The sequence below is a fragment of the Actinomadura fibrosa genome, from assembly GCF_900659615.1.
Taxonomy (GTDB): Bacteria; Actinomycetota; Actinomycetes; order Streptosporangiales; family Streptosporangiaceae; genus Spirillospora; species Spirillospora fibrosa.
Window position 1 is genome coordinate 74000 of the sequence record NZ_CAACUY010000013.1, and the last position, 24748, is coordinate 98747.

General features: G+C 68.0%; 25 protein-coding genes and 2 pseudogenes. 13 read left to right on the plus strand and 14 right to left on the minus strand.

Translation table 11 applies throughout. From position 1 onward, the window contains the following. Nucleotides 1-239: 239 nt before the first annotated feature. Entirely contained in the window at nt 240-770 is a 531-nt protein-coding gene (locus E1300_RS07880; RefSeq protein ID WP_131756204.1) for a transcriptional regulator, read from the minus strand. Between the two features lie 325 nt (nt 771-1095). Between E1300_RS07880 and E1300_RS52270 the strand changes: the two are divergent. Continuing rightward, nucleotides 1096-1314, plus strand: a pseudogene (locus tag E1300_RS52270) (NUDIX domain-containing protein); the annotation flags it as partial. Between the two features lie 106 nt (nt 1315-1420). Continuing rightward, complete coding sequence (locus E1300_RS53340) at nt 1421-1546, plus strand: hypothetical protein (protein ID WP_278045348.1); 126 nt, start codon at nt 1421-1423, stop codon at nt 1544-1546. Nucleotides 1547-1967: 421 nt separating this feature from the next. Here the strand turns inward: E1300_RS53340 and E1300_RS07890 are convergent, their stop codons facing one another. From E1300_RS07890 to E1300_RS07915, 5 genes are all read right to left on the minus strand, one after another. Then, the gene (locus E1300_RS07890) at nt 1968-2375 is read right to left on the minus strand and encodes a hypothetical protein (RefSeq protein WP_165502716.1); all 408 of its coding nucleotides are present in this window, start codon (nt 2373-2375) and stop codon (nt 1968-1970) included. Between the two features lie 81 nt (nt 2376-2456). After that, nucleotides 2457-3008: a sel1 repeat family protein gene (locus E1300_RS52275; RefSeq protein ID WP_131756206.1), complete on the minus strand. Its 552-nt coding sequence runs from the start codon at nt 3006-3008 to the stop codon at nt 2457-2459. A gap of 302 nt (nt 3009-3310) precedes the next feature. After that, nucleotides 3311-4177: an NAD(P)-binding domain-containing protein gene (locus tag E1300_RS07905; RefSeq protein WP_131756207.1), complete on the minus strand. Its 867-nt coding sequence runs from the start codon at nt 4175-4177 to the stop codon at nt 3311-3313. A gap of 95 nt (nt 4178-4272) precedes the next feature. Beyond that, entirely contained in the window at nt 4273-4713 is a 441-nt protein-coding gene (locus E1300_RS07910) for a hypothetical protein (protein WP_131756208.1), read from the minus strand. Between the two features lie 120 nt (nt 4714-4833). Continuing rightward, nucleotides 4834-6531, minus strand: a complete 1698-nt coding sequence (locus E1300_RS07915; protein ID WP_131756209.1) for a serine/threonine-protein kinase — start codon at nt 6529-6531, stop codon at nt 4834-4836. A gap of 269 nt (nt 6532-6800) precedes the next feature. Between E1300_RS07915 and E1300_RS07920 the strand changes: the two genes are divergently transcribed. Both E1300_RS07920 and E1300_RS07925 read left to right on the plus strand, forming a co-directional pair. Continuing rightward, on the plus strand, nt 6801-7229 hold the full coding sequence (locus E1300_RS07920; protein ID WP_131756210.1) for a hypothetical protein: 429 nt from the start codon (nt 6801-6803) through the stop codon (nt 7227-7229). Further along, the gene (locus E1300_RS07925; RefSeq protein ID WP_131756211.1) at nt 7230-7544 is read left to right on the plus strand and encodes a hypothetical protein; all 315 of its coding nucleotides are present in this window, start codon (nt 7230-7232) and stop codon (nt 7542-7544) included. Between the two features lie 247 nt (nt 7545-7791). Here the strand turns inward: E1300_RS07925 and E1300_RS07930 are convergent, their stop codons facing one another. After that, nucleotides 7792-8730, minus strand: coding sequence for a hypothetical protein (locus E1300_RS07930; protein ID WP_131756212.1), 939 nt, complete (start codon nt 8728-8730; stop codon nt 7792-7794). Nucleotides 8731-9291: 561 nt separating this feature from the next. On the opposite strand from E1300_RS07930, the pseudogene E1300_RS52280 reads away from it, so the two are divergent. Next, nucleotides 9292-9390, plus strand: a pseudogene (locus E1300_RS52280) (IS5/IS1182 family transposase); the annotation flags it as partial. Here E1300_RS52280 and E1300_RS49880 read toward each other — a convergent pair. Then, nucleotides 9390-9557 (minus strand): hypothetical protein, encoded by a 168-nt coding sequence (locus E1300_RS49880; RefSeq protein ID WP_165502728.1) that lies wholly within the window; start codon nt 9555-9557, stop codon nt 9390-9392. The pseudogene E1300_RS52280 and the gene E1300_RS49880 overlap by 1 nt on opposite strands. A gap of 207 nt (nt 9558-9764) precedes the next feature. Between E1300_RS49880 and E1300_RS07940 the strand changes: the two genes are divergently transcribed. Together E1300_RS07940 and E1300_RS07945 are read left to right on the plus strand one after the other, a co-directional pair. Then, complete coding sequence (locus E1300_RS07940) at nt 9765-10070, plus strand: hypothetical protein (protein WP_165502729.1); 306 nt, start codon at nt 9765-9767, stop codon at nt 10068-10070. Between the two features lie 452 nt (nt 10071-10522). Continuing rightward, on the plus strand, nt 10523-11995 hold the full coding sequence (locus tag E1300_RS07945) for an FG-GAP repeat domain-containing protein (protein WP_131756214.1): 1473 nt from the start codon (nt 10523-10525) through the stop codon (nt 11993-11995). An 892-nt stretch (nt 11996-12887) separates the two neighbouring features. Here the strand turns inward: E1300_RS07945 and E1300_RS53875 are convergent. After that, nucleotides 12888-13199: a DUF6283 family protein gene (locus E1300_RS53875; RefSeq protein WP_370784516.1), complete on the minus strand. Its 312-nt coding sequence runs from the start codon at nt 13197-13199 to the stop codon at nt 12888-12890. A 508-nt stretch (nt 13200-13707) separates the two neighbouring features. On the opposite strand from E1300_RS53875, the gene E1300_RS07950 reads away from it, so the two are divergent. After that, nucleotides 13708-14907, plus strand: coding sequence for a VWA domain-containing protein (locus E1300_RS07950; RefSeq protein WP_131756215.1), 1200 nt, complete (start codon nt 13708-13710; stop codon nt 14905-14907). Nucleotides 14908-14977: 70 nt separating this feature from the next. Here the strand turns inward: E1300_RS07950 and E1300_RS07955 are convergent, their stop codons facing one another. The 3 genes from E1300_RS07955 to E1300_RS07960 all read right to left on the minus strand — a co-directional run bounded on the left by E1300_RS07955 (nt 14978) and on the right by E1300_RS07960 (nt 17647). Next, on the minus strand, nt 14978-16480 hold the full coding sequence (locus E1300_RS07955; RefSeq protein ID WP_207399550.1) for a TerD family protein: 1503 nt from the start codon (nt 16478-16480) through the stop codon (nt 14978-14980). Further along, the gene (locus tag E1300_RS51370; protein ID WP_207399551.1) at nt 16417-16779 is read right to left on the minus strand and encodes an exonuclease domain-containing protein; all 363 of its coding nucleotides are present in this window, start codon (nt 16777-16779) and stop codon (nt 16417-16419) included. The genes E1300_RS07955 and E1300_RS51370 overlap by 64 nt, the downstream gene beginning before the upstream one ends. Before the next feature lie 220 nt (nt 16780-16999). Further along, the gene (locus tag E1300_RS07960) at nt 17000-17647 is read right to left on the minus strand and encodes a hypothetical protein (protein WP_131756216.1); all 648 of its coding nucleotides are present in this window, start codon (nt 17645-17647) and stop codon (nt 17000-17002) included. Between the two features lie 279 nt (nt 17648-17926). Between E1300_RS07960 and E1300_RS07965 the strand changes: the two genes are divergently transcribed. The 3 genes from E1300_RS07965 to E1300_RS07975 are packed head-to-tail and all read left to right on the plus strand — an operon-like array spanning nt 17927 to nt 22034. Then, nucleotides 17927-18922 (plus strand): LuxR C-terminal-related transcriptional regulator, encoded by a 996-nt coding sequence (locus E1300_RS07965; RefSeq protein ID WP_131756217.1) that lies wholly within the window; start codon nt 17927-17929, stop codon nt 18920-18922. 30 nt (nt 18923-18952) lie between these two features. After that, nucleotides 18953-20749 carry a S9 family peptidase gene (locus E1300_RS07970; protein WP_131756218.1) on the plus strand — a complete coding sequence of 599 codons (1797 nt, stop codon included), beginning with the start codon at nt 18953-18955 and terminating at the stop codon, nt 20747-20749. Between the two features lie 7 nt (nt 20750-20756). Then, nucleotides 20757-22034 carry an MFS transporter gene (locus tag E1300_RS07975; RefSeq protein WP_131756219.1) on the plus strand — a complete coding sequence of 426 codons (1278 nt, stop codon included), beginning with the start codon at nt 20757-20759 and terminating at the stop codon, nt 22032-22034. Nucleotides 22035-22799: 765 nt separating this feature from the next. On the opposite strand, the gene E1300_RS07980 is transcribed toward E1300_RS07975, so the two are convergent. After that, nucleotides 22800-23210 carry a PaaI family thioesterase gene (locus tag E1300_RS07980; protein ID WP_131756220.1) on the minus strand — a complete coding sequence of 137 codons (411 nt, stop codon included), beginning with the start codon at nt 23208-23210 and terminating at the stop codon, nt 22800-22802. Then, the gene (locus E1300_RS07985; RefSeq protein WP_131756221.1) at nt 23203-23793 is read right to left on the minus strand and encodes a TetR/AcrR family transcriptional regulator; all 591 of its coding nucleotides are present in this window, start codon (nt 23791-23793) and stop codon (nt 23203-23205) included. The genes E1300_RS07980 and E1300_RS07985 overlap by 8 nt, the downstream gene beginning before the upstream one ends. 146 nt (nt 23794-23939) lie before the next feature. Here E1300_RS07985 and E1300_RS07990 point away from each other — a divergent pair, with 146 nt between their 5' ends. Together E1300_RS07990 and E1300_RS51375 are read left to right on the plus strand one after the other, a co-directional pair. Beyond that, nucleotides 23940-24392 (plus strand): class I SAM-dependent methyltransferase, encoded by a 453-nt coding sequence (locus E1300_RS07990; RefSeq protein ID WP_207399552.1) that lies wholly within the window; start codon nt 23940-23942, stop codon nt 24390-24392. Then, nucleotides 24373-24588 (plus strand): hypothetical protein, encoded by a 216-nt coding sequence (locus tag E1300_RS51375; RefSeq protein WP_207399553.1) that lies wholly within the window; start codon nt 24373-24375, stop codon nt 24586-24588. The genes E1300_RS07990 and E1300_RS51375 overlap by 20 nt, the downstream gene beginning before the upstream one ends. The last annotated feature ends 160 nt before the right edge of the window (nt 24589-24748 follow it).

Sequence of the window (24748 nt, forward strand, 5' to 3'; positions counted from 1 at the left end):
CCGGCAGGGCGGCCAGACCGTACCGTTGCCGGCACCTGCAAACCGGCTACGGCGCCCGCGCGGCGAATCTGTGGGCGGTCGGCCGGGACTGCGCGCCTGGTGGGGTGCAGTGACAACCATGATCGGGGTGGAGGCGCCCAGGTCGATGAGACCATCGCAGGACCGTGCGAACGGTTCGCGAGCGCTCGCGGACGCTGAGGGCCTCGACGGCACCGTCAGCCGCGTTCCAGGCGCTGCGCTCAGGCACCAGGCGCGCCCGCCGGGCTGTGCTCGGCTGGAGCGCCGAGGTCGATCACCCGGCCGTCGTACACCAGGGTGTCCACGGGCGCGCCATGTGCGTACTGGGCCAAGCACAGCGAAAGCTTCAGCTCGCTGCCGGCCGGTGGGCGGTAGTGCCTGCTGGCGAAGGTGAGGAAGTCGCTGGACAGGCGGGCACGCTCTTCGAGCATCAGCAGGTTGGCGGGCCCGTGGCGCTGGTCGAAATCCCGTGCCAGATCGGGACCGGGTTCTTCCATCAGCGGGGTCATGCGGCCGGCGTCGGCGACGATGACTCCCCGGCTGGTGGCCAGTTCGCGGCGGTAGGGGCGGGCCAGGACGGCGGTTCGGGATGCTCGGCCGCCGAGCGCAGCCAGCGCCGCCCCGCCCGGATAGAGGTTGTCGGAAAACGCCACATACAGCCCCTGGCGGGTTGGTTGCAGGTGGCGGGCCCCGTTGAGGACGGAGGTCAGGTCGGCGTAGGGGCCGCGCTGGCGGATGAGGTCGACGCGCACGTGCTCCAGAGCCGGCGGGCCGGCGATGGGACGCTGCGCGGCGGCCTGGTAGCGGGCCAGGCCGCCCGGACGCAGTGCGCGCCCGCGCTCATGCCGCGAAAGGCTCGTAGTAAGGGTGGTACAGGATCACCGCGTGCGCGGGTCCGAGCTCGGCGGCCTCTTCCAGGAGGTGGACGATGCCGGGGCCGGCCGTCGACCGGCTGGTATTCCTTGGGCAGGTAGCGTGACCATCCGGCGACTCTGGTGCCCAGACCGCCGGCGGCAATCACGATCGGTGCGCGCGGTTCGCCGGTCACCGCGGCATCTCCCCGGCTACCGTGCCGCCATGGGCTCTGCGATCGCTGTGCGCGTCACCGCCGTTGTCGTCGATGACGAGCAGATCCTTCTGCTCGATCAAGACACCGGCACCGGCCGGGCCTGGTCGCTGCCCGGCGGGAAGGTCGAGCATGGGGAGACCCTGGCTGCCGCGCTGGTGCGGGAGGTGCGTGAGGAGACCGGCGTCCACGTCGAGCCCGGTCGGCTGCTGTATGTCTGCGATCACCTGCCCGGCGGGGACACCCACGTGGTCCACATGACCTTCCAGGCTCGCCGCGTCGGCGGGACGGTCGGTGACGTCGAGCCCGGCGCCGATACCCGGCCGATTCGCGGGGGTGGAGTTCGTCTCGCTGACCAGGCTTGCCGACCTGGGCTTCAGCCAGGCGTTCGTGGATCTGGCCCGGGGTGGCTGGCCGGGTGCCGGGAACTACATGGGTCCCAAGTCCGCGATCGGCCTGTGAGCTGCGATACCGCGGCGATGCGGTCAGCGTGCTGATGAGCCGCTGGTCCACGGTGTGGAAGCGCTCCCCCTGTCCGAGGTGGTCCAGGGCGGCGATTCACGCGGTGAGGACCTCGGCGAGCCGCTGGGGCTCCACGGCCCGCCAGTGCGGGGCGGGCGACCAGCCGCACCCCGACGCCGCGGGAGGCTCCCAGCGGATGCCGGTGGCGGGGCGGTGGATCTCGCGGGCGGCGCACGGGGTGTTCCAGGCGGCCCCGTGCAGCCATCGCGTCGCCGGGCAGCGCGTGACTCTGGATCGGCCACCGTTATGTACGGGGCGAGGTCCTGTCGCTGGACTCTGCCGCCGAGTCCAGCGACAGCCGCTGCACCGCCCACTCGTCCGGGGGAACGAAACCCAATTGCGCGTCCGCAACGCCGCAAGCTCACTCACGGGCGACGAAGACTGGACGGGTGAGCAGCATGTCTGCGGTCCGCTGCGCACGCATGACCAATCCGACGTCTTCCGCCCCCACGTGGCCTTCCACGCCACCCAGAGCCGCGACGACGTCGTCGTGAGCCATGCCGAACCGCAGCGGCCCCACGTGCACGAACGGGATGACGGTCCAATGCGACCGATCCGTCCCCTCCAGAGGACCCCGCACCCCCCGCACCGCCATCCCGACCAGGATCGCCGCGAACGACCAATTATGACCAAGCGCCGCTGGGCCGGGATGCGGGTCAGCAATCGCGAACCAAAGCCACCCTCCAACCACCGGAATCGTCTTGGTCGCCTGGTCGATCAACCAGGGCAGCTCCACCCGGACGTCACACGGCGTGGAGCCGACCTGCATCCACTCACCCAGCCGAACCGGCGGCACCGCCTCGAACCGAAGCCGACCGCGCAGGGATCGACGTCGAGATCGACCCGGAGGTCAGGTACCGCCTACCTGGGTGCGGGCGAGTTGGTTGTTGAGGCGTTCGAAGTGGTCCAGGGCGTCGGGATGGGCGTGGGCGGCGGCCTGGGCGAAGGTGTGCAGGGCGGCGGTGATCTCGCCGCGGGCCTCGTAGATCAGGCCCATGCGGATGGTGGCGCCCATGTGGCCGGCGGCTGCGGCGGCGCGGTAGTAGATCTCGGCGCCGGTGGGGTGGGCGCCGTCGGCGCGGTCCTGGTCGTAATGGGGAAGGGTGAACTCGTAGGCCAGTTCGGCGGCCATCCGCCGCCGCTGGTGGGGGAAGGCGCTGACCAGGATCGCGGCGGGTTCGTCGCCGGCGTCGGCGGCTGAGGTCAGCCACGCTCTGGCCTCGTGCGGCAGGTCGTGGCACAGCAGCAGGATGCCCAGCATCCGGGCGGCCTCGGGCTCGCCGCGTTCGGCGGCGGTGAGCAGGTCGACCGCGTGCGGGCCGAAAAGCTGGTCGTAGCGGCGGTGCGCCATGGACTGCTGGCGGGCCAGCACCGGCATCCAGTCCTCCACCGTCCGGCTCACCTAGGGCGTGTCTCGAAGTAGGTGGAGTCATTCGTTGATGGCGTGTGGATTGGTAACGGACGGCTAGCTCGTCGAACCGGGTGGCCACCGCGCGGTGGTGCTTGAGGCGGTCGGTGCCGCACTCGACGGCGTGGCGGCGCGGTGGCCGACCCGGGTCGAAGGCGGGTGGACGGCCGCCGCCGCCTCGCCGCTGCCGGTGTGCGGCCGGGTCAGCCGGGGTGGGGGTGGTGCAGGCGATCCTGCGGCGGCGCAGATGCTCGCGGACCGCCCGAGACGAGTACGCCTTGCCGACAGATCAGGCGCTAGCCGATCGTCGCGGTCAGGCCCTCGGCCTCTCGCCCGTCCGCGATGAGCCGCTGGATCCTGTCCGCCACCGGCGCCAGCCCGCCGTCGCCGAGCGGCCGCCCGGCCCGCAACTCGATGAGGTGGCGCAGCACCACCAGGTGCTCGGCGAGGTTCGCCGGGCCCCTCGGATAGTCGGCCCGCTCCACCTCCGACACCGTGTCCGGAACCGCCGAGACCACATGACCGAGCTGGCCCGCCGCCGTGGAGGAGAACCCGGCGACGTCGATGCCCGCGGCCTGGACGGTGTCGAGCGCCCGCAACAGGCCGAGCTGGGCGTCGTACCAGACGCCGAAGAGGGCGAGGTCCCAGATCGCGGCGGCATCCGGCGCGTCCCCGACGAACCGGGGCTCGCTCAGCAGCCCGAGCGTCGCGCGGTGCTCCTCGAACGCGGTACGCGAGCCGCTGTACAGGATCGTCGCCGCGTCGGTGCCGATCATCTCGGGTGAGGTCTGCAGGCCGGCGTCCAGGTAATGCGCGCCGAGCGCGGTGACCCGCCGGGCGGCCTCCCGGGCGTCGTCGGCGGTCCCGGTGGCCAGCGCGACGATCGTCCGTCCGGACACCTCCGCGTCCAGCCGGTCGAGGCAGTCCCGCACCGCCGCGTGATCGGTGAGGGTGAGCAGGATCAGGTCGCTGGACGACGCCGCCTCCGCGACCGACCCGGCCGCCGACGCGCCCGCGTCCACCGCGCCGGACGTCCGGTTTGCCGTCCGGTTCCACACCACCACCTCGTGCCCACCGCCGAGCAACCGCCGCGCCACCGCGGTCCCGATCGCTCCCGTCCCGACCACTGCCACGCGGCTCCGCGCGTGCTTGTTCTCAGCCATGCCACCTACCCTCGAACATCAACCGAACTTCAGGTCAACCCGGGGCCCTGGGCCGCGCCCGCCGGGGCCAGCCGCGCGACCCACCGCGATGGTGATCATGGCGAGCGCGGTGCAGCCGACACCGGCAGGCCGCAGGCTTGCGCGCCCCGCCGTTCGAACAGCCGTGGGACCGGCACCGACGCCGCGATCAGGGACACCGCCGACGGCGGCATTGGCAGACCGGTTCCGAGCGGGCCGGGCCGCCGGGACGCCTGTCGAGGGCCAGGCAAAGCGGCGAGCGCGGCGGCCGGGAGCGCCAGCTCGGGGCCGTTGGTCCTGCGCGCCGTCCACGGCCTGGTGCTCGCTGTCGACGCGGCCGTTCCCGTCTTGGCGTGCGTCCTCGTGTTCGTCATGCCGTTGACGGTGCCGCTGCCGACGGCGCGTTGTCCGCTGTTTCGGTGTCTGTGGTGAACGCTCATCTGTGCCGGTCCATGGCTCTGAAGGATGTGGAAGACTTCCATCGCCATGACCAGTTGCTCCACCGTCTCGGCGGTCATCGGGTCGATGAGCCCGTGCGCAGCAGCCTCGTGGGCCTGGGGGCTGGATGATGTCGGCGGATGCTCTGACGACGGTGTTGTCCGCCGCTGTCAACGCCGTAAGGCCACCTGGGTCACGCCCTACTGGGGTTGGTAGTTGAAGTTTGAGAAGGTGGCGCTGGCGTCGTTGCTTTTCCAGAAGATGGTCAGGCCGATGTGGCTGGTGGTGGAGGCCACTGCGGTTGTCTCCAGAGAGCTGGAGTCGCCGTCGGCAGCTCGTACGGTGAAGGTGGTCTTGTCGGGTGTCACCTCGGCTCTGAGGGTGAACGGGCCTTCTCCGGCGGGCAGGAGAGGCTCCTCGTCGCGGGAGATCTCTACGCCGTTGCTGACCTTGATCAGGGCGGACTTGCCGGAGGAGCACACCGACAGCTCTTCGAAGGTCGATCCCGCTTCGTTGGTGTGAGTGGCGAAGCCGGCGCAGGCCCCCTGGGCGGTGGGATCGGTGTCGTTGAGCGCGGTGACGTCGACTGAAAGCCGGTACCGGGACGGGAACGTCCGGTCGGTCGGGGTGAACCGGAGCTCGGCGTTGTTCTCGGCAATGCGGCCGTTCCAGGACTGGAGCTTGCTCATCCTGGTGCCGCCGGCCACGCACCAGAAAGAGGAGATGCCCACCCTCCTCCAAGAAACGGCCGAAACGTTGTCGTCGCAGCCGGGCCGACGGGCGGAGTAGGCCGCCAGCGCTGCCTGGCCACCGGATGGCGACGGGGTCCGCGTACCGGATGACCAAGGCCGTCGTTCCAGCAGATACAGGCCGGATGCCACGCCGAGGACGAGCACTCCGCTCAGCGCGAGGGGGAGCAGCGCCGAACGCCTGCGAGCGATGGGGGGCGTATGGTCGGCGGCGGCATATGTCGTGGTGGGGACCGGGTGGTGTTCCGCGCCCGGAGGGCTCGCGCCGGACGGCGTCCTCTCGGCAGGCGGAGCCGCCCTTTGGGCGATCATGGTTTGAACCGGGAACGGAAGCCAGTCCCCGGTGGGGGCGTGGTCGGCGAGGACGTCGATGATCTGGGCCGGGGTGGGACGGTCGGCGGGATTCTTGGCCAGGCAGGAGCCGGCGAGGCCGGCCAGTTCCCCGTCAATGCCGGTCAGGTCCGGTTCCTGATGGACGATCCGGAAGTTGAGCGCCTGCTCTGGTCCCTCGCCGAACGGGCGGACCCCGGCCGCGTGGGCCAGCACGAGCCCGAAGGAGAAGACGTCGCAGGCCATCGTGAGGGGCTCGCCGGTGAGCAGTTCGGGCGACATGAACCCTGGGGTGCCGACCCGGCCGGTGCAGCCGGAGGCGTCGGCGGCGCGGGAAATGCCGAAGTCGATGACGCGGGGTCCGTCATCGGCCAGCAGGATGTTGGAGGGTTTCAGGTCCCGGTGGATCAGCCCGGCGGCATGGATGGCCTCCAGCGCCTCGGCCAGCCCGGCGCCCAGCACCCGCAGCGTCCGGGTGGGCAAGGGGCCGTGCTCGGCGAGCACCCGCGCGAGGGACGGGCCGGGGACATAGGCGGTGACCATCCACGGCGGGCCGGTGCCGGGATCGGGGTCGGCGTCGACCACCTGGGCGGTATGGAACCCGCCGACCTTGCGGGCCGCCTCGACCTCGCGGCGGAAACGCCGGCGGAACTCGGCGTCGGCGGCGTACCCCGAACGGATCAGCTTGACCGCGACCGGACGGCCGCCGGGCGAGCGGCCGAAGAAGACCTCGCCCATCCCACCCGCCCCCAGCCGGGCCGACAGCAGGTACCTGCCGATCTTACGGGGGGCGTCCGGCCCGAGCGGATCCATCGGCATACCCTCTCATCGGACGTACTGCACACGCAGAAATCGTGTCATGCAATGGCGCGTCCGTGCGAAGAATTGGCCAGGTATCATGCACAGCGCTGTTTTCGGGTGGCCTGCGACGGTGGCAAAGACCGCCCTCAAATCGCCGGTCTAGCCTCGATCTTTGGTGAGGCTGGTCAACAGCGGTGCCCAGTGTCAGAAAGGATCCCATCATCGGGGGTGATCCAGCTACTGGACCTACCACCTCGACCGCGAGCACCACCGCATTCTCTCCACGCATGACCAGAGGGAACGCCCCCTCGCCGCCTGATCGTGCAAGTCACTGCATTCGAGCAACACCCTTCAGCGATCTATCACGGTTGCCCGTCCCGTTCATCGGCGAAGCGGGCCATGTACTCATAGAACGCATCGTCGTCGTAATTTGGTTGGACAAGGTCCGGCAGCATGGCGTCGGGGTCTATGGTCTCCGAGTGGCTCAGCACCCACCCGAGGAATTTGTTCGCCCTGCGAAGGAGTTCGGGTTCTCGAAACCAGATCCCGAACTCCAGGTTGCTTTGGGGGACTGGCGCACGGCCCACCACGACCTGACGGTGGCCCGCCCGGATGAGGTGCTCGATTGCCTGTGCGCCACCAGCTGCTATGACATGGCGCGGGTCGGGTTCGACAACACTGTGCGCCTGACCCGCCCGGACGAGCGCGTGGCTTAGATGGCCGCGCTGTGCGACCAGATCAGGCAGATCGTTGTGCCCTGGTTCGCCGGCACCAGGGACCCGCGACAGCTCGCGGCATCTGTGCCGCAAGCGCTGCTTGGACCCTTCGCTTTCGCTCCCGACCTTGTCGAGTTCCTGGTCACGCGCGGCGAACGCGAGCAGGCCCGGTCCCTGATCCGGCGGGTGCTGGAGACCGAGCCGACGCAGCGGGAGGCATTCGTGCAGGGCCGCCGTCTCGCTGATCTGGGGCTTGCCGCTAGGCCCCGGTGGAACACGCCACAGGTCCTCGGCTGGACCAGCACCGTCCTCTGAGGCGGACACCGACAACCGTAGCCCGACCGCAGCGGCACCGGCACCGGTCCCCCACGAGCGGCGGCTACTGTAACCGGGTTCGACCGGGCACCCCTGGTGATCCGGCAGGATTCTGTGCGTCGCAGTCGACTCATCATTAACCGGCCAGGACTTCAACAAAGACAAGGCACGCAGACCAGAAAGGTTGACGTTGAACGTGACTACTACGCAAGAATTCCCTAGGGCCGACCGCCGTCAGTGGCATAGGTTAATTAACGCATTTGAGCAGTTCGGCGTGGCTGCTGGCCTTTTCGGTGTGGCCGACGCTGGTGGCCGCCCACACCGAGGAGGTTCCCGGAATGTGCGCCAACCGGTAGACGATGGTGCGCGTCTTACGCCGGATCGGGAACTGCATCGCCGTCCACTTTCCTGATTCGTAGTGGTAGAGGTAGCGGAGTTGACGGTCCCGAGTGGCAAGCCACAGGCCGCCCGCGCCGTCGTCGGTGAGCTCGTCCATGGCCCAGTGATCGGGTAGCGCGACCCGGTTCCACTTCCGGCCGTCCCAGTGATCCAGGCTCTGCTTGCCGGAGAGGTCCTCGCCCAGGAGCCACACATCCCGGGTAGTGCGCACCATGATCTCGAGACCCTTGGCGATCTTCGGCAGCGGTTGGTTCGTCCAAGCCGTGCCGTTCCAGCGCGCCAGGAACGGCCTCTTGGGCGGCACTTCGTTCCCGATGTCGCCCACGGCCCAGACATCGCGATTCGACGAGGCGCTCATCGACGTGATCCAGCCCGGCGTCGTGATCTTGCGCCAGCTGCGGCCGTTGAAGAGCCGCACGTCCGGAGAAGGAGGGGAGGGGATATTGTCGAACGGGGCGAACCACCACGCGTTGTCGGTGCCGACCGCGTATGGCGTCGCAGTCGTGCCACTGCCCTCGAACTCCGACGTCATGGCGTCCCTGTGGGTGCTCCAGTGTTCACCGTTCCAGTGCCACCAGATCTGTTTGCCGCCAACGGATCCGACAACCCACACGTTGGTGGGCGACGACGCGCTGAGGGTTCGCAGGGAGACGGACTTGCCAGCCCCGGGAAGGCTGACCGGGACCCAATTCCGGCCGTTCCAATGACTCAGGTCTGCGTCCGGAAGAGTTTCCTCGTCGCCTTGACGGCCGAGCGCCCAGACGTCGCTGGCGCTGATCGCGGTCATGTCGACGAACGAGGATCCCTTGGCGAACTCTGTGGCAACGCGCCAGCATATCTGAGGGGAAGCGGTAGAAAGAGAAGCCGTCACCCGGGGAGCGGCGGAAGGCGAGGTGACGCGGGGGCTGGCCGGGGAGGCGGAGTGGGTGGAACAGGCGGAGCTGGCAAGTAAGAGAAGCGTCATCTCGAAAGTGCCTGCGCGTCCGCGCCGTGCGAGCCTGTTCACCGGTTCCCACCCCTCGGAATCGTGGCAGCCCAGAACTGCGGTCACTGGCAGCATAGTCACTGACTGATCATGACATGGGTGGCGTGGAATGGACCCTCGCTGACCTAGTCGCATCGCCCTGATGCGCGACGTTCTCCTTTGGAGACAGCTCGACTGCAGTGAGGTGATCCCAACCTGAGTCTGCAGGTCACAGGCCGATTACGGACGAGTGATAGCCGCCCTCAAATAGCGAAGCTCCTGCTAGATGAGGCTGTCGACCAAGATCAACCTTGTCCGCGCAGGAGCCTCACGTGCTGTTGTACCGTGCCGCGCTGGGATTCGTCGCGTCCGACCCTGACCTTCGTGACCCGACTGCTACGTGAGCACCGCCGGACGATCGGCACCCGGTGGCGGGTGCTGAGCCCGCGCCGCCAGGCGCTGCTGGTGCTGGTGCACCTGCGTCACACGGCGAGTAGGCCGGTGGCGTAGGGCGTCGAGGTGCGCGATGGGGAAGGTTGCGGTGGTCTCGCAGCACTGCCGGTCTGGATGCCGCAGACGACGAGGTCGGTGACGCCCGCGGCGGTGAGGAAGTGCTGCAGGACGGTGGTGGTGAAGGCAATCGCGAACATCGTGTTTCGGCTGATCAGCGGGCTCCGTCATTCGGCGGCATGACGGATACCTGGCCATTGGTGTGCGGACGAGGGAGGGCAGCGTCTGCTGAAAGCGCTCGGGTTCTCCAGGAGAGGTCACCGGTCGGGTGACTGATGCACATCCGGTTCGCGGTTCTTAACATCTTGATCGACAGCAGTTCCCGGCGACCGGCAAGGGAGAGGAAAATGCCTTCAGGTAAAAACCTCCTGGCTTCGGCGATGGCGGCGATCGCGATCGTGTCCACGGGTCTGGCCGTCGCGGCGCCAGCGGGCGCTTCGACCCAGCAGGCCGGCGTGCAGCGGGCGAACCCTACGCAACCGGCGGCTCCCAGAAGCGTTACGGGAGTCCCCGACACCTGGATTCTCGTCGACACCTACCCCACCTACAAACAGTGCAAGGACGAGGGGCGGTCTTCGGCGCAGCCGTGGAACTGCAAGCCGAGCGTTCTCATCACGGACTGGTGGGACCTGTTTATCAGGTTCATCGAATGAGCCCCATCGGAAGCACGAAGGCCCGAGAGAACAGCAACGTTCACAGGCACGCACCGAGCAGCCCCATGGGATGGAAAGAGGGAAGTATGTCTGCGGGTAGACGCCTCCTGGGCTCAGCGACGGCCGCCATTGCGGTGGCGGCGGCGAGTGCGGCTGTCGTGGCACCGGCCAGTGCTGCGGCCGGGCGGACGAGCGTACCGTCAGCGGTCGCGGCGGGCGGGTGGACGGTTAGGGAAAGCTGGGCCCGCGTGGGCACTTACCCGACCCTCACTCAATGCGTCCACGAGGGGAAGTCCTCAGGGCAGGTGTGGAACTGCAAGCCGAGCACGGTGATTTCCGGTCAGTGGGATCTGTTCATCAAAGTGAATTCCTGAGCCTCACCGTCAAGGGTATGCGGTCATCGATGACCGCAGGCGTCTTGCGAAGGGTGCGGAGTCGACGAGGGGACGTCCATGCGCATCCGGGTTCTTTCCGCCGCGGCAGCCGCTGTCGTGCTGGCCTTCGGTGCCGCCGCGGCCGTGGCGGTCGCTCAGGGCGGCGATGGCCGCAGCGGCGAGCCCCATGAGGAGAGCAGGCGCGACGCGGCCTCCCACCGCGAGATCGCGAGCACCCTGCCCCGCGGCCCGATCTCCACGGCGGTCACAAAGCCGGCCGCACCCGGCGACCTCAACGGCGACGGCTACCCCGACATCGCCGCCGCCGGCCCCAACGGCAACAGCGGCACCGAAGGCTTCGTCACCGTCATCTACGGCGGTCCCGGGGGCGCCGACCCGGCCCGTCGCCAGGTGGTAGCCCACCCGGACGCCTCCCGCGCCGCGCGTGGCTGGCAGCTGGAGTCGGCTGACTTCGACACCGATGGCTACGCCGACCTACTCACCCACCGTACTGACACCCCGACGACTATCGTCTACGGCGGCCCGAGAGGATTGACTTCTCGGACCGCGGTACTACCTGAGGCCACCGGGCAATTCGTCATCGGCGACTTCGACGGCAACGGCGCACCCGACGTGGCCGCCCTCGGAAAGCTCTCGTGGGCCGACAAGGGTGTCTACGACCTCGACACCGTCGTCGTCTACGCCAATCCCGGAGCCGAACCAGGAAAGCCAATCGTCTCCAGCGTCGCCAAAAGAGGGGACTATCAGGTGCCGCGGACGTTACTGGTAGGCGACTTCACCGGCGACCACTGCACCGACCTGCTGATCGGCGCCTCCAACTGGGTCGACGGCCTGATGCGCGACTCGTGGTTCGAGTTGCGCCCCGGTACTGCCGGAGGGCTCGGACCGGCCAGGGTCCTGCCCGACGCCCGGGCAGGGGAGATCGACGCTGCCGATGCCGTCGCGGGCGACTTCGACGGCGACGGCCGCATGGACCTGCTGACGAGTTTCGACGGTGACGTCCCGCCGGAGGACGGCGCCGACTTGGTGTCGCTGCCGTTCACCGGGCGAGGTTTCGGCAAGGCTCGCAGATATCACGATGCCTCGCTCGGCATGCTCGAACACGCGAGCATCCTGCGGGTCGGCGATGTCAATGTCGATGGCCGTGCCGACCTCCTCGTCAATACCGACATCTCGTCCGATGACCGGTCCAGAGCCGAGCAGCCGGGAGCCGTTACGGTCCTGTTCGGGAGCAGGACCGGCATCACTGCCAAGGGCCGCCGGACGTTCCGCGAGGACCCCAAGGACGCACTCAAGGCAAATGAGCCGCACCATCGATTCGGCACCGCCTTCTCCTTAACCGACACCGACCGCAACGGCCGAATCGAACTGATCGTCGGCGCGCCGGGCGAGCATGATGGCGAGGGAAACCTGTATATCTTCCCCGGCACCGCCGCAGGGCCGACCGTCAAGGGCGTCAAGCACATCGGCGCTGCGGCCGTGGGTCTCGGCGGCAAGAAGATCGAGCTGGGCGGCCACCTGCTCGACTGAAGGCGGGATCTCGGTTGAGGACTTCCATCCTGGCGTCGGCGCGCCGTTGGCCGTTCATCATTTCGAGAGGGCGATTGCCGCTGGCGGCCGCGTGTTCGTCCCATGTGGTGGCGCGGGAGCGCTTCGGTCTTGAGATGGGGCGTGTCGTTGTCCCGGATGCGGTTACGTTCGGGCTCACGGGCGGGCTCACGGGGCGGTCCTGCGCTCGGCTCGCGGCCGGAGAGCATCACGCTTGATCGGCATATCTGATCGCTACTTGGAAGCTGGCCTGGGCCAGCCTTCTGCCGCATCGACTGATGTCGTTCGTGGACGACTGCCACCGCTTCAGCCTTCTACGCGTGATCGGTCCCATCTACCAGTTCCGCCACGCCGAACCTTACGATCACCTCACGGCCACCCACCTGACGATTACGGCCCAGTCGAATCGACATCGAAGGAGACACGGCTGCCCAGTGTCGGGACGGCGAGGTCGAGGTCGGCATCGTCGAACACGAGCGTCGGGTTCATGCCGGGCACCCGGCGGTTCCAGCTGCGGCCTCCGGTGCGGCAGCCGCGTGGGTGCCCGCCCACTCCCGTGAACGGAGCCGGTGTAGACACGGGTGAGGACCTCCCGGTTACTGGCGGCCACCATTGTCATTCGGTGGCCAGGGCGTCGAGGTCGGCGAGCGAGTGGGGTGATCATGACCGAGGCCATGCCGCTCTCCGGTACCGATCTCGCCGCCCTGCGGCCCCCGTTGCGGCCCCTGCCGCCGCCGCCAGCACCAGTCCCGTCATCACCGACGCCAGGCGTGTGGAGGGTGTCGCCTCAGCCCGTCCGAGTATCTCGTCGGCGTCACGATCAATCAGAAGGAGCTGCCCGACTCGGGATTTGGTGGGGTAACGGCCGGATTCCTCACAGTCCACTCGGCGACGGGCGCGCGGCTCGGAGGGTGGTCCCTATCTCTCGGGGCTGCAGGTCGTCGCCCGCTCCGTTGAGCGGGAACCCGGGGCAGGCGGTCGGGACGGTGCGGTCGCTGGCGTGACAGCCGAAGCGTCGGACGGCCTGGTCGTAGGAGGTGGCTGCGGAGGAGCAAAAGACCTGGGCGGAAAGGCACCGCAAGGTGCGCCGCCATGGGCAGCGCCGGCAGGGTTCCTCATGGAAGCGGTGGCCGCGAAGTGCAGGTGCCCCGGCACGCACAGCCGGTCCGGCGTCCGCCTTCTCCACCCCTCAGCCGGTACGCCGATGAGGGCCTGCGCCAGCGTGTCCCGGTCGGCGAGCGCTTTCGCGCCAGGATAGGGGGTGAGCGAGTCCAGGCTGGCTGGCCTTCCAGCAAGCGGACGCCGTCCATCAGGTCCTCCGGCACCGGCGCAGCCCGCAGGCGACCGCCTTGGTCTGGGGTGCCTAAGCTCATGGCCCTACGCATCTCGTAGCGGCGGCCGGCGCCCAAGAATTTCCTCCTCGGCCGATCGAGCTGCTCAACGGCACAACAGGCCGCCGGCGAACTGCGCGCCTTCTCATCCGCCCGGGAACCTACGTAGCGCGATGCGACGGCACCGGGTTGGGACCAGCGACGTACTCGTCGAGCGTCGGGGCCAGTGATGACGACTTCGGGAATCAGTGCAGCGGACTCCGAGAATCGACAATTGCGCTGCCCCAACCGGCTGCAGGGCCGTGGCGTTGTGGGGGAGAGGTCGTAGGGTTCGGAGCCTGACATCCGGGATGGAGGCGGTCGATGCTGCGCAAGGGAGAGAACGCCACGCTGGAGGGTGGGCGTGTCACGGTTGCTGTGACCGCTGTCGGGCGGGCGATCGATGTGTCGGCAGTGCTGCTTGGCGATGACCGGCGGGTGCGGTCAGACGATGACCTCGTCTTCTTCAATCACCCCGCGCAGGACGGGGTGGCGCTGGAGGGCGACCAGATCGTCATCGACCTGGAAACCGTGTCTGCTGAGGTCGCGACCATCGCGGTCGTCGCCAGTGTGGACGGGCCGGGGACGTTCGACGGTGTCCATGTGCGCGCCGATGTGCGCGGCGGGCCCGGGTTCGAGGTCCCGGCGATGGCGGCGGGGGAGACGGTGGTGGTCGTCGTCGAGGTGTACCGGCGCGCGGGGGCGTGGAAGATCCGGGCGGTGGGGCAGGGATGGGCGAGCGGGCTGGCTGGCTTGGCCACCGACTTCGGTGTGGACGTGACCGAGGAGCGGCCCGTCGAGACCGACCTGCCTGCGGTTGACCTGCGGAAGCGGATCTCACTGCGTAAGGAGGCCGTCCGCGTCTCGCTGGAGAAGAAGGGCATCGGCGGTGTGCGGGCGCGGGTGGCCGTCGCGCTGGACGCCTCCGGTTCGATGCGCAGGCTGTACAAGGAGGGCGTGGTCGCCGAGATAGTGGAGCGGATGGCGGCGATCGCGCTCCAGGTGGACGACGACGGCGCGCTGGATGCGTGGATCTTCGCCACGGAGTTCGCGCGGCTGCCGCCGCTGCGGGTCGACGAGATCGAGGCGTGGACGCGCGACAACGTCCGCATGCATGAGGCCGTCGCCGCCGACGGGAGCCGGGTCAGTCTCGGTGGCCGCAACAACGAACCCCAGGTGATCCAGGACATCCTCGCGTACTACGAGGCCAGGCCGGGCGACCCGGTCTTCGTGCTGTTCTTCTCCGACGGTGGAGTGGCCAAGGATGCGCAGATCTCCCGCCTCCTGCGCGAGGCGTCGAACCGTCCGGTCTTCTGGCAGTTCATCGGCTTGGGGCAAGGACGGTACGGCATTCTCGAAAAGCTCGACACGCTCGACGGGCGGCTCATCGACAATGCCGGTTTCTTTGCCGTGGACGACATCGCCCGCATCACCGACGCACAACTCTACGAGCGCATCCTCTCCGAGTTCCCCGCCTGGCTGAAAGCGGCGAGAACCCACGGAATACCGTTGGGCTCGAACTGAGGAGGGCGGGGTCTTGTAGCCCGGAACACGAGCTGCACCCGCCAGTCGCGCCGGGACTACGGTGGCCTGTTCAGTCGTCGATGTCGACGCCGTAACCGCGGGCGAGTTCGTCGAGGCCGTGGTCATAGCCCTGGCCGATGGCGCGCAGGCGCCAGGACGGTCCGCGCCGGTAGACCTCGGCCAGGAGCATGGTGCGTTCGGTGGTGGCGGCGTCGAGGGTCGCCTGTGCCAGTGGGGCCTCGCCGCTGCCGGGCGCGGCGGTGATCTCGATGGCGCCGATGGTGCCGAACGTGGCGGTGCCGTCGATGGCGGCGGCGATGACGATCTTGTGCACGGCCGGTGCCAGGTGTGCGGTGTCAATGGTGACCGATTGTTCGGTGGGACCGTCGGCGGAAAGCGTGATGGCCCCGTCGGGCGTTTCGGTGGCTCCGTAGAAGACGAAGTCCTCGTCGCAGGACACCTGCTCGTCGACGTCCACGGCGAACGCGACGACGTCGATCTCGCAGGTCGTTTGCTGGGCCCAGGTCGCGGCCACGGTCCAGATGGTGGTGTGCGGGGTGATGGGCAGGTCGATGGCGCCGCCGCGTGACAGGACGAGGGCCGTGGGCCGCTCCGGTTCCGTCGTGCGGCCCTGGGCGGTCGGCGACTGGTCCAGCGCGTGGAGCCACTTGTCGTCGTGTACGGGCAGTCCGAGGGATCGGATACGGGCCATGCGGCGGTCACGATCGCCGCCCGGGAGTGCGATGACGTCGGTGACGCTGCCGGAGAGGTTGACAGCGGCGGCGCCGCCGAGTTCGGTGACGCGCGTCCGTGTTTTCGCGGCGTGGTCGTGCGAGCCGCCCACGACGAGGACGCGCCGTCCGGTCAAAGCCTTGGCGGGCTGTGATGCGGGCGATGACTGGCGTGTCGACGATGTGGCTTGGTTTGCGGCTGCGGGGGCGGGAGCACTTGGGGGTGTCAGAGGCGTTGCCGCCTCGTGCGCGGTGCCGGGGCGCACGTCGTGGAGGAGGCGCAGGAACGTGCGCTCGTCGATGATGGGCACGCCATTGGCGACGGCGCGTTCGAGCTTGGTGCTGGCGGAGTGGGGAGTGTTGGTCACCAGTGCGCTGGTGTGGCGGCTGACGCTGGACATCATGTTGAGTCCGGCCGCGGCCGCCTTGGCCGCCAGCTCGGCGCGGGCTGTGCGGGTGTCGCCGGTGATCGCGACCTTCATGCCCTGCACGAGCGGTCCACCGGCTGTGAGGCGTCCTGGATTGCGGTAGCCGCAGGCGATCTTGGGGACGCGTGCCGGATACCTGGTTCGCGGCGGGCTCTGGCGGGGAGGACAGGGCACCAGCGGCAGGCTGAGGCCGAGCCGGGCGGCCGCCGTCAGCGAGCCGTGCAGCACTCCGGCAAGGACTCGGACATCGTCGGCCGCGTCGTGGGCATTGCGTTGGACGACGCCGTAATGGGTGGCCAAGGTTCCCAGCCGCATGTTCGGTGTGGGAGGAGACAGCCGACGGTTGAGGGTCAGGGTGCAGAGCCGCTGGTCGACCGGCAGGTGCAGTCCGGCGAGGGTGAACTCGTGCGCCAAAAAAAGTCGTAGTCGAACCGTGCGTTGTGGGCGATCATCACGCGTCCGCGCAGCAGGGCGGCGAGCTGAGGGGCCACCTGGTCGAATCTAGGCGAGCCGGTCAGGCGTTCCCTGCTGAGTCCGTGGATGTGGACGGGGCCGGGGTCGCATCCGGGATTCAGCAGGGATGAGAACTGCCCGGCCACCTGGCCGTCCGCGTTGATCGCCAGAAGGGCGATGGAAAGGACCCGGTGTTCGGAGGGCCGGAATCCAGAGGTCTCGACGTCTACCAGAGCCCAGTCCGAGGAATAGCCCATCATGGCAACCTGTGTCCCAACCATCACGGTCCGCGTCGTGAGCACAAGATGCTAACCCTGCGCGAAGGCGTCTGGAAAGAGGCAGGTCGAACCACACTGTAGGGTCGCGCCCTGGACGCGGAGGGCGTGATATTGGGCCTTCACTCACGAATGACTGATCCATCCGTTACCGCATAGGCGTGGGCCGATCACTTGATCCGAGCCCCGAGACCAGCGGTCGACGTCAGCGCATCCGTTCCGAGGGAGCGCGCCTCAGTGATGGGCTCAAGCAATGCAGTTTGGCGACCGCTTGGTCGCGCGTGAGCAGGCGCATGGTGTGTTCGGGCAGGCGTCGAGGGCCGTCGTGATCGATGAACTGGGTGGGGCCGTAGGGCCATGGCCCGTTGAAGAGCGCGATGAGGTCGATCGCGGATCGGTTCTCCAGCGCCTGCGTGACGACGTCGGCATCGGCTCCCGGCGTCGCCAGCCAAAGGACCGGCCTCTGATTGAATCTTCCGTTCGTAGTGCCGTATGAAGGCCTGCGCTCAAGGTGCTCGATCGCGTCCTCGAAGGTCTCGGTGACTCCGAGGGTGGGAGCGAAGCGCGGTGAGAGCCGTGCGGATTCGGCGCCGAGAAGGCGTTCCAGATAGAAGCGCGTGACGACGACATCGCATCGCTCCGTACTGGGAGTAAGGGCGTTGACCAGCATCGTGCGAAGCAGCCGCTGGGCACCAGGGCCGATGACACCAGTTCCCTGCGCATGGCCATAGGAGCGAGCCAGAAGCGGCTTGAGATCTGGCTCATTGCATGGGTGCGTTAGGCGTCGGTGGACGGCGAGGTTGGTGAACCGGCGGGCCACAGATGCGGGCGTGGTCTTGAAGAGTCGAGTCATGTCCGCTCCCGGTCGATCGGTGGTGGGGATGCCCCGATCAAATCGGGTCGTGCCGGGTCAAGATCATGATCGAAACGCCTGATGGCGGTAAGTGATCAGGCCGATCTCGTGCTCCGCGACGCCGCAACCTCTGACGGTGCCCGTGTCAGCCGTCTCGGAGACCGGAGCGCGGGAGGTCGGCGGCTGCCGGTGGCGACTTTGTTCGTTGAGGCCAAACACTCATCCGACTCTCGTCACCGTCACCACTCGCATCGGTACTCTCTGTCACGGGAGGTGGCGGTGAGTGCGGAAGTCGAACAAGCAGCGACCAGACTGCTGCAAGGGATCGTCGCCGACGAGTTGCTCGTTCCCTACATCCAGTTGCTGGCATCGGCCGGCTGTCCGGCGTCCGAGGCGGCCGACGTCCTCGGCGGGCCAGGAATCGTCGAGGCGTTGAAGGAGACCGGGCTGGCCTACGTCATGCCGCTGGGAGTGGCGGTCGCCCCGCGCCTGGTCGCCACCGCTCCAGACCTGGCCCTGCAGGGGGCGCTCGCGGCCCTGTCCCGCAAGCTGGTCGCCGACCAGCAACGGCTGCTGGACGGTCAGCGCCGCATGGTCGAGATGCATCCCTTTCCCGGAGTCATGGAAGGCCAGGCCGACCAGATGGTGCGGATCCTCACCGACCGCACCGAGATCACCGACACCTCGCGCTCGCTGCTGGGAACGGCCCGGCGCCACTGGCTGACGCTGGAGAACTTCGCCATGGAGCGCCCGCTGGAGGAACTGGCGGGGATGCCGCCTCTGCCCACGTTCGAGGGCGATGTCGCCAGCCGGACCATCTATCAGGCGTCCTGCACCGAACATCCCGTCGGCATCAAGATCATCGAGATGCACACCGGCGCCGGTGAGCAGGCCCGGGTCCTGCCCAGGATCGGCATGAAGATGAAGCTGGCCGATGAGGCGGTGGCGCTGCTGCCGCTGACTCCGACCGGGTTGTCCGGTGCGCTCCTGATCAAATCTCCGGTGATCGTCGCCGGGTTGCGGGAGTACTTCGAGCTGCTGTGGCAGCGCGCGGTCCCGCTCGGCGGCGGCGAGGCCGAGATGCCGCTCAAACCGGTGCAGATGCAGATCCTGCGCTTGCTGGCGCAGGGAATGACCGACGAGGGGATCTCTCGGCGGATCGGCCGCAAGCCCGGCAGCGTGGGACGGCACATCGGCCAGATCAGCAGACACCTCGGCACCACCAGCCGCATCGCGATGGGCGCCGCGGCCGCCCGCCGCGGCTGGCTCGACTGATTCCGACTTTCTCTAAAGAGAGCAGCAGTGATGCCCGACTATCTGGACCTGGTGCCCACCGAGCGGTTGCGAGCGCAGATCGCTCTGTCGCCGGACGCCGAGACCGTCGCCTACAGCAGTAACGCCGCCGGGACCTTCGACCTGTGGACGATCCCGGTCGTCGGCGGGCCACCGCGTCGGCTGACCTGCCTGCAAGGCCAAGCGGTACGTCAGATCGCATGGTGGCCGGACGGGGAAAGCCTGGTCTTCACCGCCGACCGCAACGGCGACGAGCAGTACCGCATCTACCGCATCGACGCCGACGGCCACAACCTCACCGAGCTCAGCACCGGCCCGGACTGCCAGCGGATCCTGGCGGACGATCCGTTCTCCCCTGGAGGCCATCACCTGCTCTACGCGGCCAACGACCGCGACCGCACGGTGCAAGACATCCTCATCCGGCACCTCACCGACGGGACCGAACGCCGGGTCATCCCGCCCGACGAAATCAACTACACTCCCGCCCGCACCTCACCCGACGGACGGTGGCTGCTGGCCGCCGGCTTCCGGTCCAACACCGACATCGCCCTCTACCTCATCGACCTCACCGACGCCGACCTCAAGGCCACCTGCGTCACCAGCGAATATGGCAGCGGCTACTTCGTGCCCGGGCCATGGACGCAAGACTCCGCCGCCTTTCATCTGTGCACCGACGCTTGGGGCGAGTTCACCTCGATCGGCCGCTACACCGTGAACCCGGCCTGCATGACGCGGATCACCCAAGACGACTGGGACGTCGAGCACATCGAAGCCGCCGGTGACTTGTTCGTCTGGTCGGTCAACCACGGCGGGCATTCGGTGCTGCGCGCGAGGCGAAAGGGCACCGACGTCGAACTCCCAGACGTCCCGCAGGGAGTGATCGATGCGATCGCGCTCAGCCCGGACGGCCACCGCATCGTGCTGGAGATCGACACCGCGACCCGGCCCAGCGAGATCGGCGTCCTCGACCTGGCAACCGGCTTCCGGTACCTCACCGACGTCCGCCCACCGGCCCTTCAGGTGATCGACCCCGTCGAACCCGACCTGATCACCTACCCGGCCTCCAATGGTCGCCGCGTCCACGCGCTGCTCTACCGGCCGCACGCTCCAGGCCCCCACCCGGTGGTGCTGTCGGTCCACGGCGGCCCAGAAGCACAAGAACGCCCCGAATACGCCTACGCCGGCCTCTACCAGTACCTCCTGCATCGAGGCATCGCCGTGCTGGCGCCCAACATCGCCGGCTCCACCGGCTACGGACTCACCCACCAAAAGCTGATCTACCGCGACTGGGGCGGGATCGACCTCGACGACCTCGACCACGCGATCCGCCACCTGCACACGCTCCCGGGCATCGACGTCAACCGCCTCGCCGTCATGGGCGGCTCCTACGGAGGGTTCGCCGCCCTGTCCTGCCTGTCCCGACTGCCCTACCGATGGGCAGCGGGGGTGTCGTTCTGCGGCCCGTCCAACCTGGTCACCCTCGCCCAGGCATGCCCGCCCACCTGGCGACCCACCGTCGACGCCGTCCTGGGCAACCCCGACGCCGACGCCGAGCACCTCACCCGGCGCTCTCCGATCACCTACGCCGACACCATCACCACGCCACTGCTGGTCATCCAGGGCGCCCATGACCCGCGTGTCCCCAAGGACGAATCCGACCAGATCGTCGCCAAGCTCCGCACCCGCGGCATCGACGTGCGCTACGACATTTACTCCGACGAAGGCCACGGCTTCACCAACCGCGCCAACGAGATCAAAGCCTACGGAGACATCGCGCAGTTCCTTCTCGCGCACCTGACGGGGGAGTAGGAACCCCATGCCCGGCTACCTGTCGCCGCTGCTCTTGCTCCGGAACCCGGCCGCGGCCCCCTTGTTCCTCTCCCGCGTCGTCTCCAGTGCAAGCGTCGGGTTCGGGCAACTCGCCCTGGCCTGGGGCGTCCTGGACTTGGGTTATGGCGCCCAGGGGCTGTCGCTGGTCATGGCCTGCAACGCCTTTCCCGCGTTGCTGATGATCTGCGGCGGTGTCGCCGGGGATTGCTTCCGCCGACACCATGTGCTCATGGGAGCCGAGACGCTGGCGTGCATCTCCTGGCTCGCCATCGGTGCCGCCCTGTTCACCGGAAAGGCGCCACTGGCGCTCCTGTGCGTCTTGGGTGCCGTCGGCGGCGTCGCCACCGCGATGTTTTTGCCCACCCTCCGCGACATCATCGCCGATCTCCTCGATCCGGCGCATCGGCCGGCTGGGAACGCACTGGTCACTCAGACTCAGTCGGTCGGCCTGCTCGTCGGCCTGGTCTCGTCCGGAGCCATGGTCACAGCACTTGGTCCGGCCTGGGCTGCTTCCGTACGAGGCGGCCTGTGCGGGCTGAGCACCGTGCTGCTCAGCCGGCTGATCACCTCACGTCCCACCGGCGCCGGCAGGGGCACGCGACCACTGCGCGAGCTGCTGGACGGATGGCATGAGTTCGCAGCGCGCCACTGGCTGTGGATCATGACCCTGCAGAGCACGGCGATCACCACCGCGGTGGTCTGCTACACCAAGATCGCAGGTCCGCTCTACACCGCCAACGGGCACGGGGACGCCTGGGCGTGGGGAGTCATCAATGCCTGCGAACCCCTCGGGGCAATGATGGGCGCGTTGCTGGGCGCTCGCTGGCGGCCAGCGCGAAGCATCTCGGTAGCCGCGTTGCTGCCCATGTCGGTGGCCGCACCAATGCTGCTGATGGGCGCCGGAGCACCTTGGCAGCCGATCGCCGTTGCAGCGCTGATCCCCGGCGTGCTCCAAGCCGTGTACTACGTCCTATGGACCACCGCACTACAGAACCGATTGGAATCGGCGGTACTCGTTCGCGTCAACAGTTGGAACATGGTCACTTGTTACGCCCTCATGCCCTTCATCATGCTGGCATCAGGACCCTTGGCCGCCCTGTTCGGCTCCGAGGCACTCGCGTTCTGGACAGGAGTGACAGCAGTGATCGCGACACTTCTCACCCTAGCCACCATCCGACTAAGCGAAAGAAGAATACCCCTCACACAGTTCGACGCTGAAGGGGCTGTCGTGGGGAGTCATCAAATCGGCTCTAGAGAACTATGAAAAGATCATCATTGCTGTAAATGATGGAACCAGGGGTCCCGTATGCATACTCTTGAAGAGAAGGCCGTGCGACTGCTCGGCGGGATCGTGGAAACAGAAACTCTTCGCTCATACATACGACTCCTCGCCACAAGCAATCATCCGAGCGAAGAAGAAATCCCTCACGAAGAACTAGATGGCCTACTCCGGGCCGGTATGGTTCAAACCGGTGAATCGGGAGACGGTCGACCTTCCTGCCTGACACCCGTACCGATGGACGTGGTACTGCAACACACCCTCGTCGGCCTCGCGCAACAGGCACTGGCCGACTATCAACGGCTCCTGTGCGGATACCAAAGAATGTGCGACCTGTCGGCGGCGACGGCTGCAGACGGAACTTCGGCTAGTCAGTTGACACACTCAGCACTGTGCGTCGGCACATCAAGAACCTCAGGGAGGACCTGGGATTGAAGACTCGATTCCAACTCGGAGTAGTTGCCGTCCAACGAGGCCTGGTGGACTGACCCGCACGAGAAGTGAGGCAGCTCGACCGTTCGGTCACTGAAAGGCCTACGGCTGTCCGAGGCATCGAAATCACTGAGCCCAGCGGCCTGGACGCGCCAGTGGCGACCGTCAAACGCCCTGAGGCCATGCCACCTTACGTCCACATTGCCCGCGATGATCCAGAACGCCAGGTCGGCGGCATGAGGATGCCGGTGTGAAGCCTGAGCGACCAGGAGACGACCCGTTGTGCTTTCGGGTTCGTTGGTCGGGTGTGGCTGCCGGCTACTTCGCTGGTGTCGGTTCGCTGGCCGGCATGAAGAGCGCTGTGACGGCGGCGACGACGCGGGTTGTGGAGAACGTCGCCGTTCCGGCCGCGAGCCTGCGGCCGAGACGGGTCGGGGAGATGGCGACCTCGACCCATTCGCCCTCGCGGGCGGTGCCGAGGATGTCGCAGGAGAGGTTGACGGTGACCAGCGGCGTCGGCGGATCGGATTGAACGGCGAGGGCGTGCCCGATCACCACGTCGCCGATCGCGGCGATCACGCCCCCGTGCAGGAGGCCTCGCGCGTTCATTTTGGGGCCTTCGACGGTGAAGCCGGCCCGCAGCGGGTCGGTGGGGTGGCGTTGGAATCCGCCGAGTGCGGTCAGCACGGGGCTGGGCCGGCGCCAGGGAATGAAGTCCTCATTACTCATGTCGCCTCCCGGCGAATCCGTGCAGTGTCGCGGTCACCGTGGAGCGGAAGCGCTGATCGGCCGATCGGGGGGTGCTGCCCAGCAGACCGGACGATTCCAGGCCGATCAGCCCTTGGACGGTGGCGAACAGCCCGATCGCTGCGTCACGCGCCGGCCCGGGGCCCACCACGGCGGTCACCCGCGCGAGGGTGACCTGGTAGATCGCCTCCGCTGCCCGGGTGTCGTGTGCGTCCGGCCGGAACTCGGCGAAGGGGCGCGAGAACATCACCTCGTACAGGTGTGAATGGCGGTGGGCGAACGAACGGACGGTCAGCGCCAGCGCCAGGACGTCGGCCTCGGGATCGTCACCGGTCTCCAGGGCGGCCAGCTCCTGCGCCAGCCGGGCGAACCCCTCAGCGAAGATCGCGCGTACCAGCCCGGCTTTGCCGCCGAACAGTTCGTTGACCGCCGCCAAAGACGAGCCGGCTCCCGCTGCGACCGCGCGGGTCGTCACCGCGGTGCTGCCACCCGCGTCCAGCAGACCTGTCGCGACCGTCAGCAACTCGCGGCGCAACCCCTCGGTGCGGACCTTGCGTCGACCCATACCTCAACGATACCGGATCAATGATCCGCTATACGGACCCGACAGGCCCCGGCCATTCATGAAGCCCACGACAGGAGCGGACAGGGTGCGGGTTCACTCAGCGGCAGCACCTACGACTCAGATCGTCGAAGGGCTACGGTCCTTGGATGACGTGGTTGACCGATGCCCGGAACGCCTACGACGCCATCGCGGCCGGCTACGCCGAGGAGACCCGTGACCTGCTCGACAGGTTGCTTCACGTTCGCGCGGGGGTGGTGCTGTTCGCCGACCTGGTCCGCGCGATCGGCGGCGGGTCCGTCGCCGACGTGGGCTGCGGGCCGGGGCACACCACCGCCCTGCTGCGGGAGCTGGGCGTGGACGCGTTCGGCATCGATCTGTCGCCCGCGATGATCGAGATCGCCCGCCGCGAACACCCCGGCGCGCGGTTCGAGGTCGGGTCGATGACCGACTTGGAGCTCGCCGACGACTCTGTTGCCGGTGTGCTCGCGTGGTGGTCGCTGATCTACATTCCCGACGAGGCGGTACCGGGCGTGCTCAGGCAGTTCCACCGGGTGCTGCGGCCCGGGCGGGGTCCTGGCCGTGGGATTCCACGTAGGTGACGAGTCGATACTCGAGACGACCGGTGACGGCGACCAGTCGACGCAGGTGTACGTGTACCACCGCCAGCCATCCCGCGTGGCCGACTGGCTCCGCGAGGCGGGCTTCACCATCGAAGCACAGCACCTGCTCAATCCCGACCAGACCAAGCCGGGCGCCATCCTGTTCGCCCGCCGACCCGCGGCACCGCCCCGGTAGCCGCCACCAGCCAGACCCGCCGGCCTGCTGGCCACCGCGCCCGCTTGGCGACATGAGAGTTGTCACCGTGACCGTCATGACCCGTGCGAATTTTCTGCGTGCCGGAGCTCCAGGTGGTGAACCGTGCCGTCCTTCGCTCCGCGGGAGGGTAGCGTCAGCG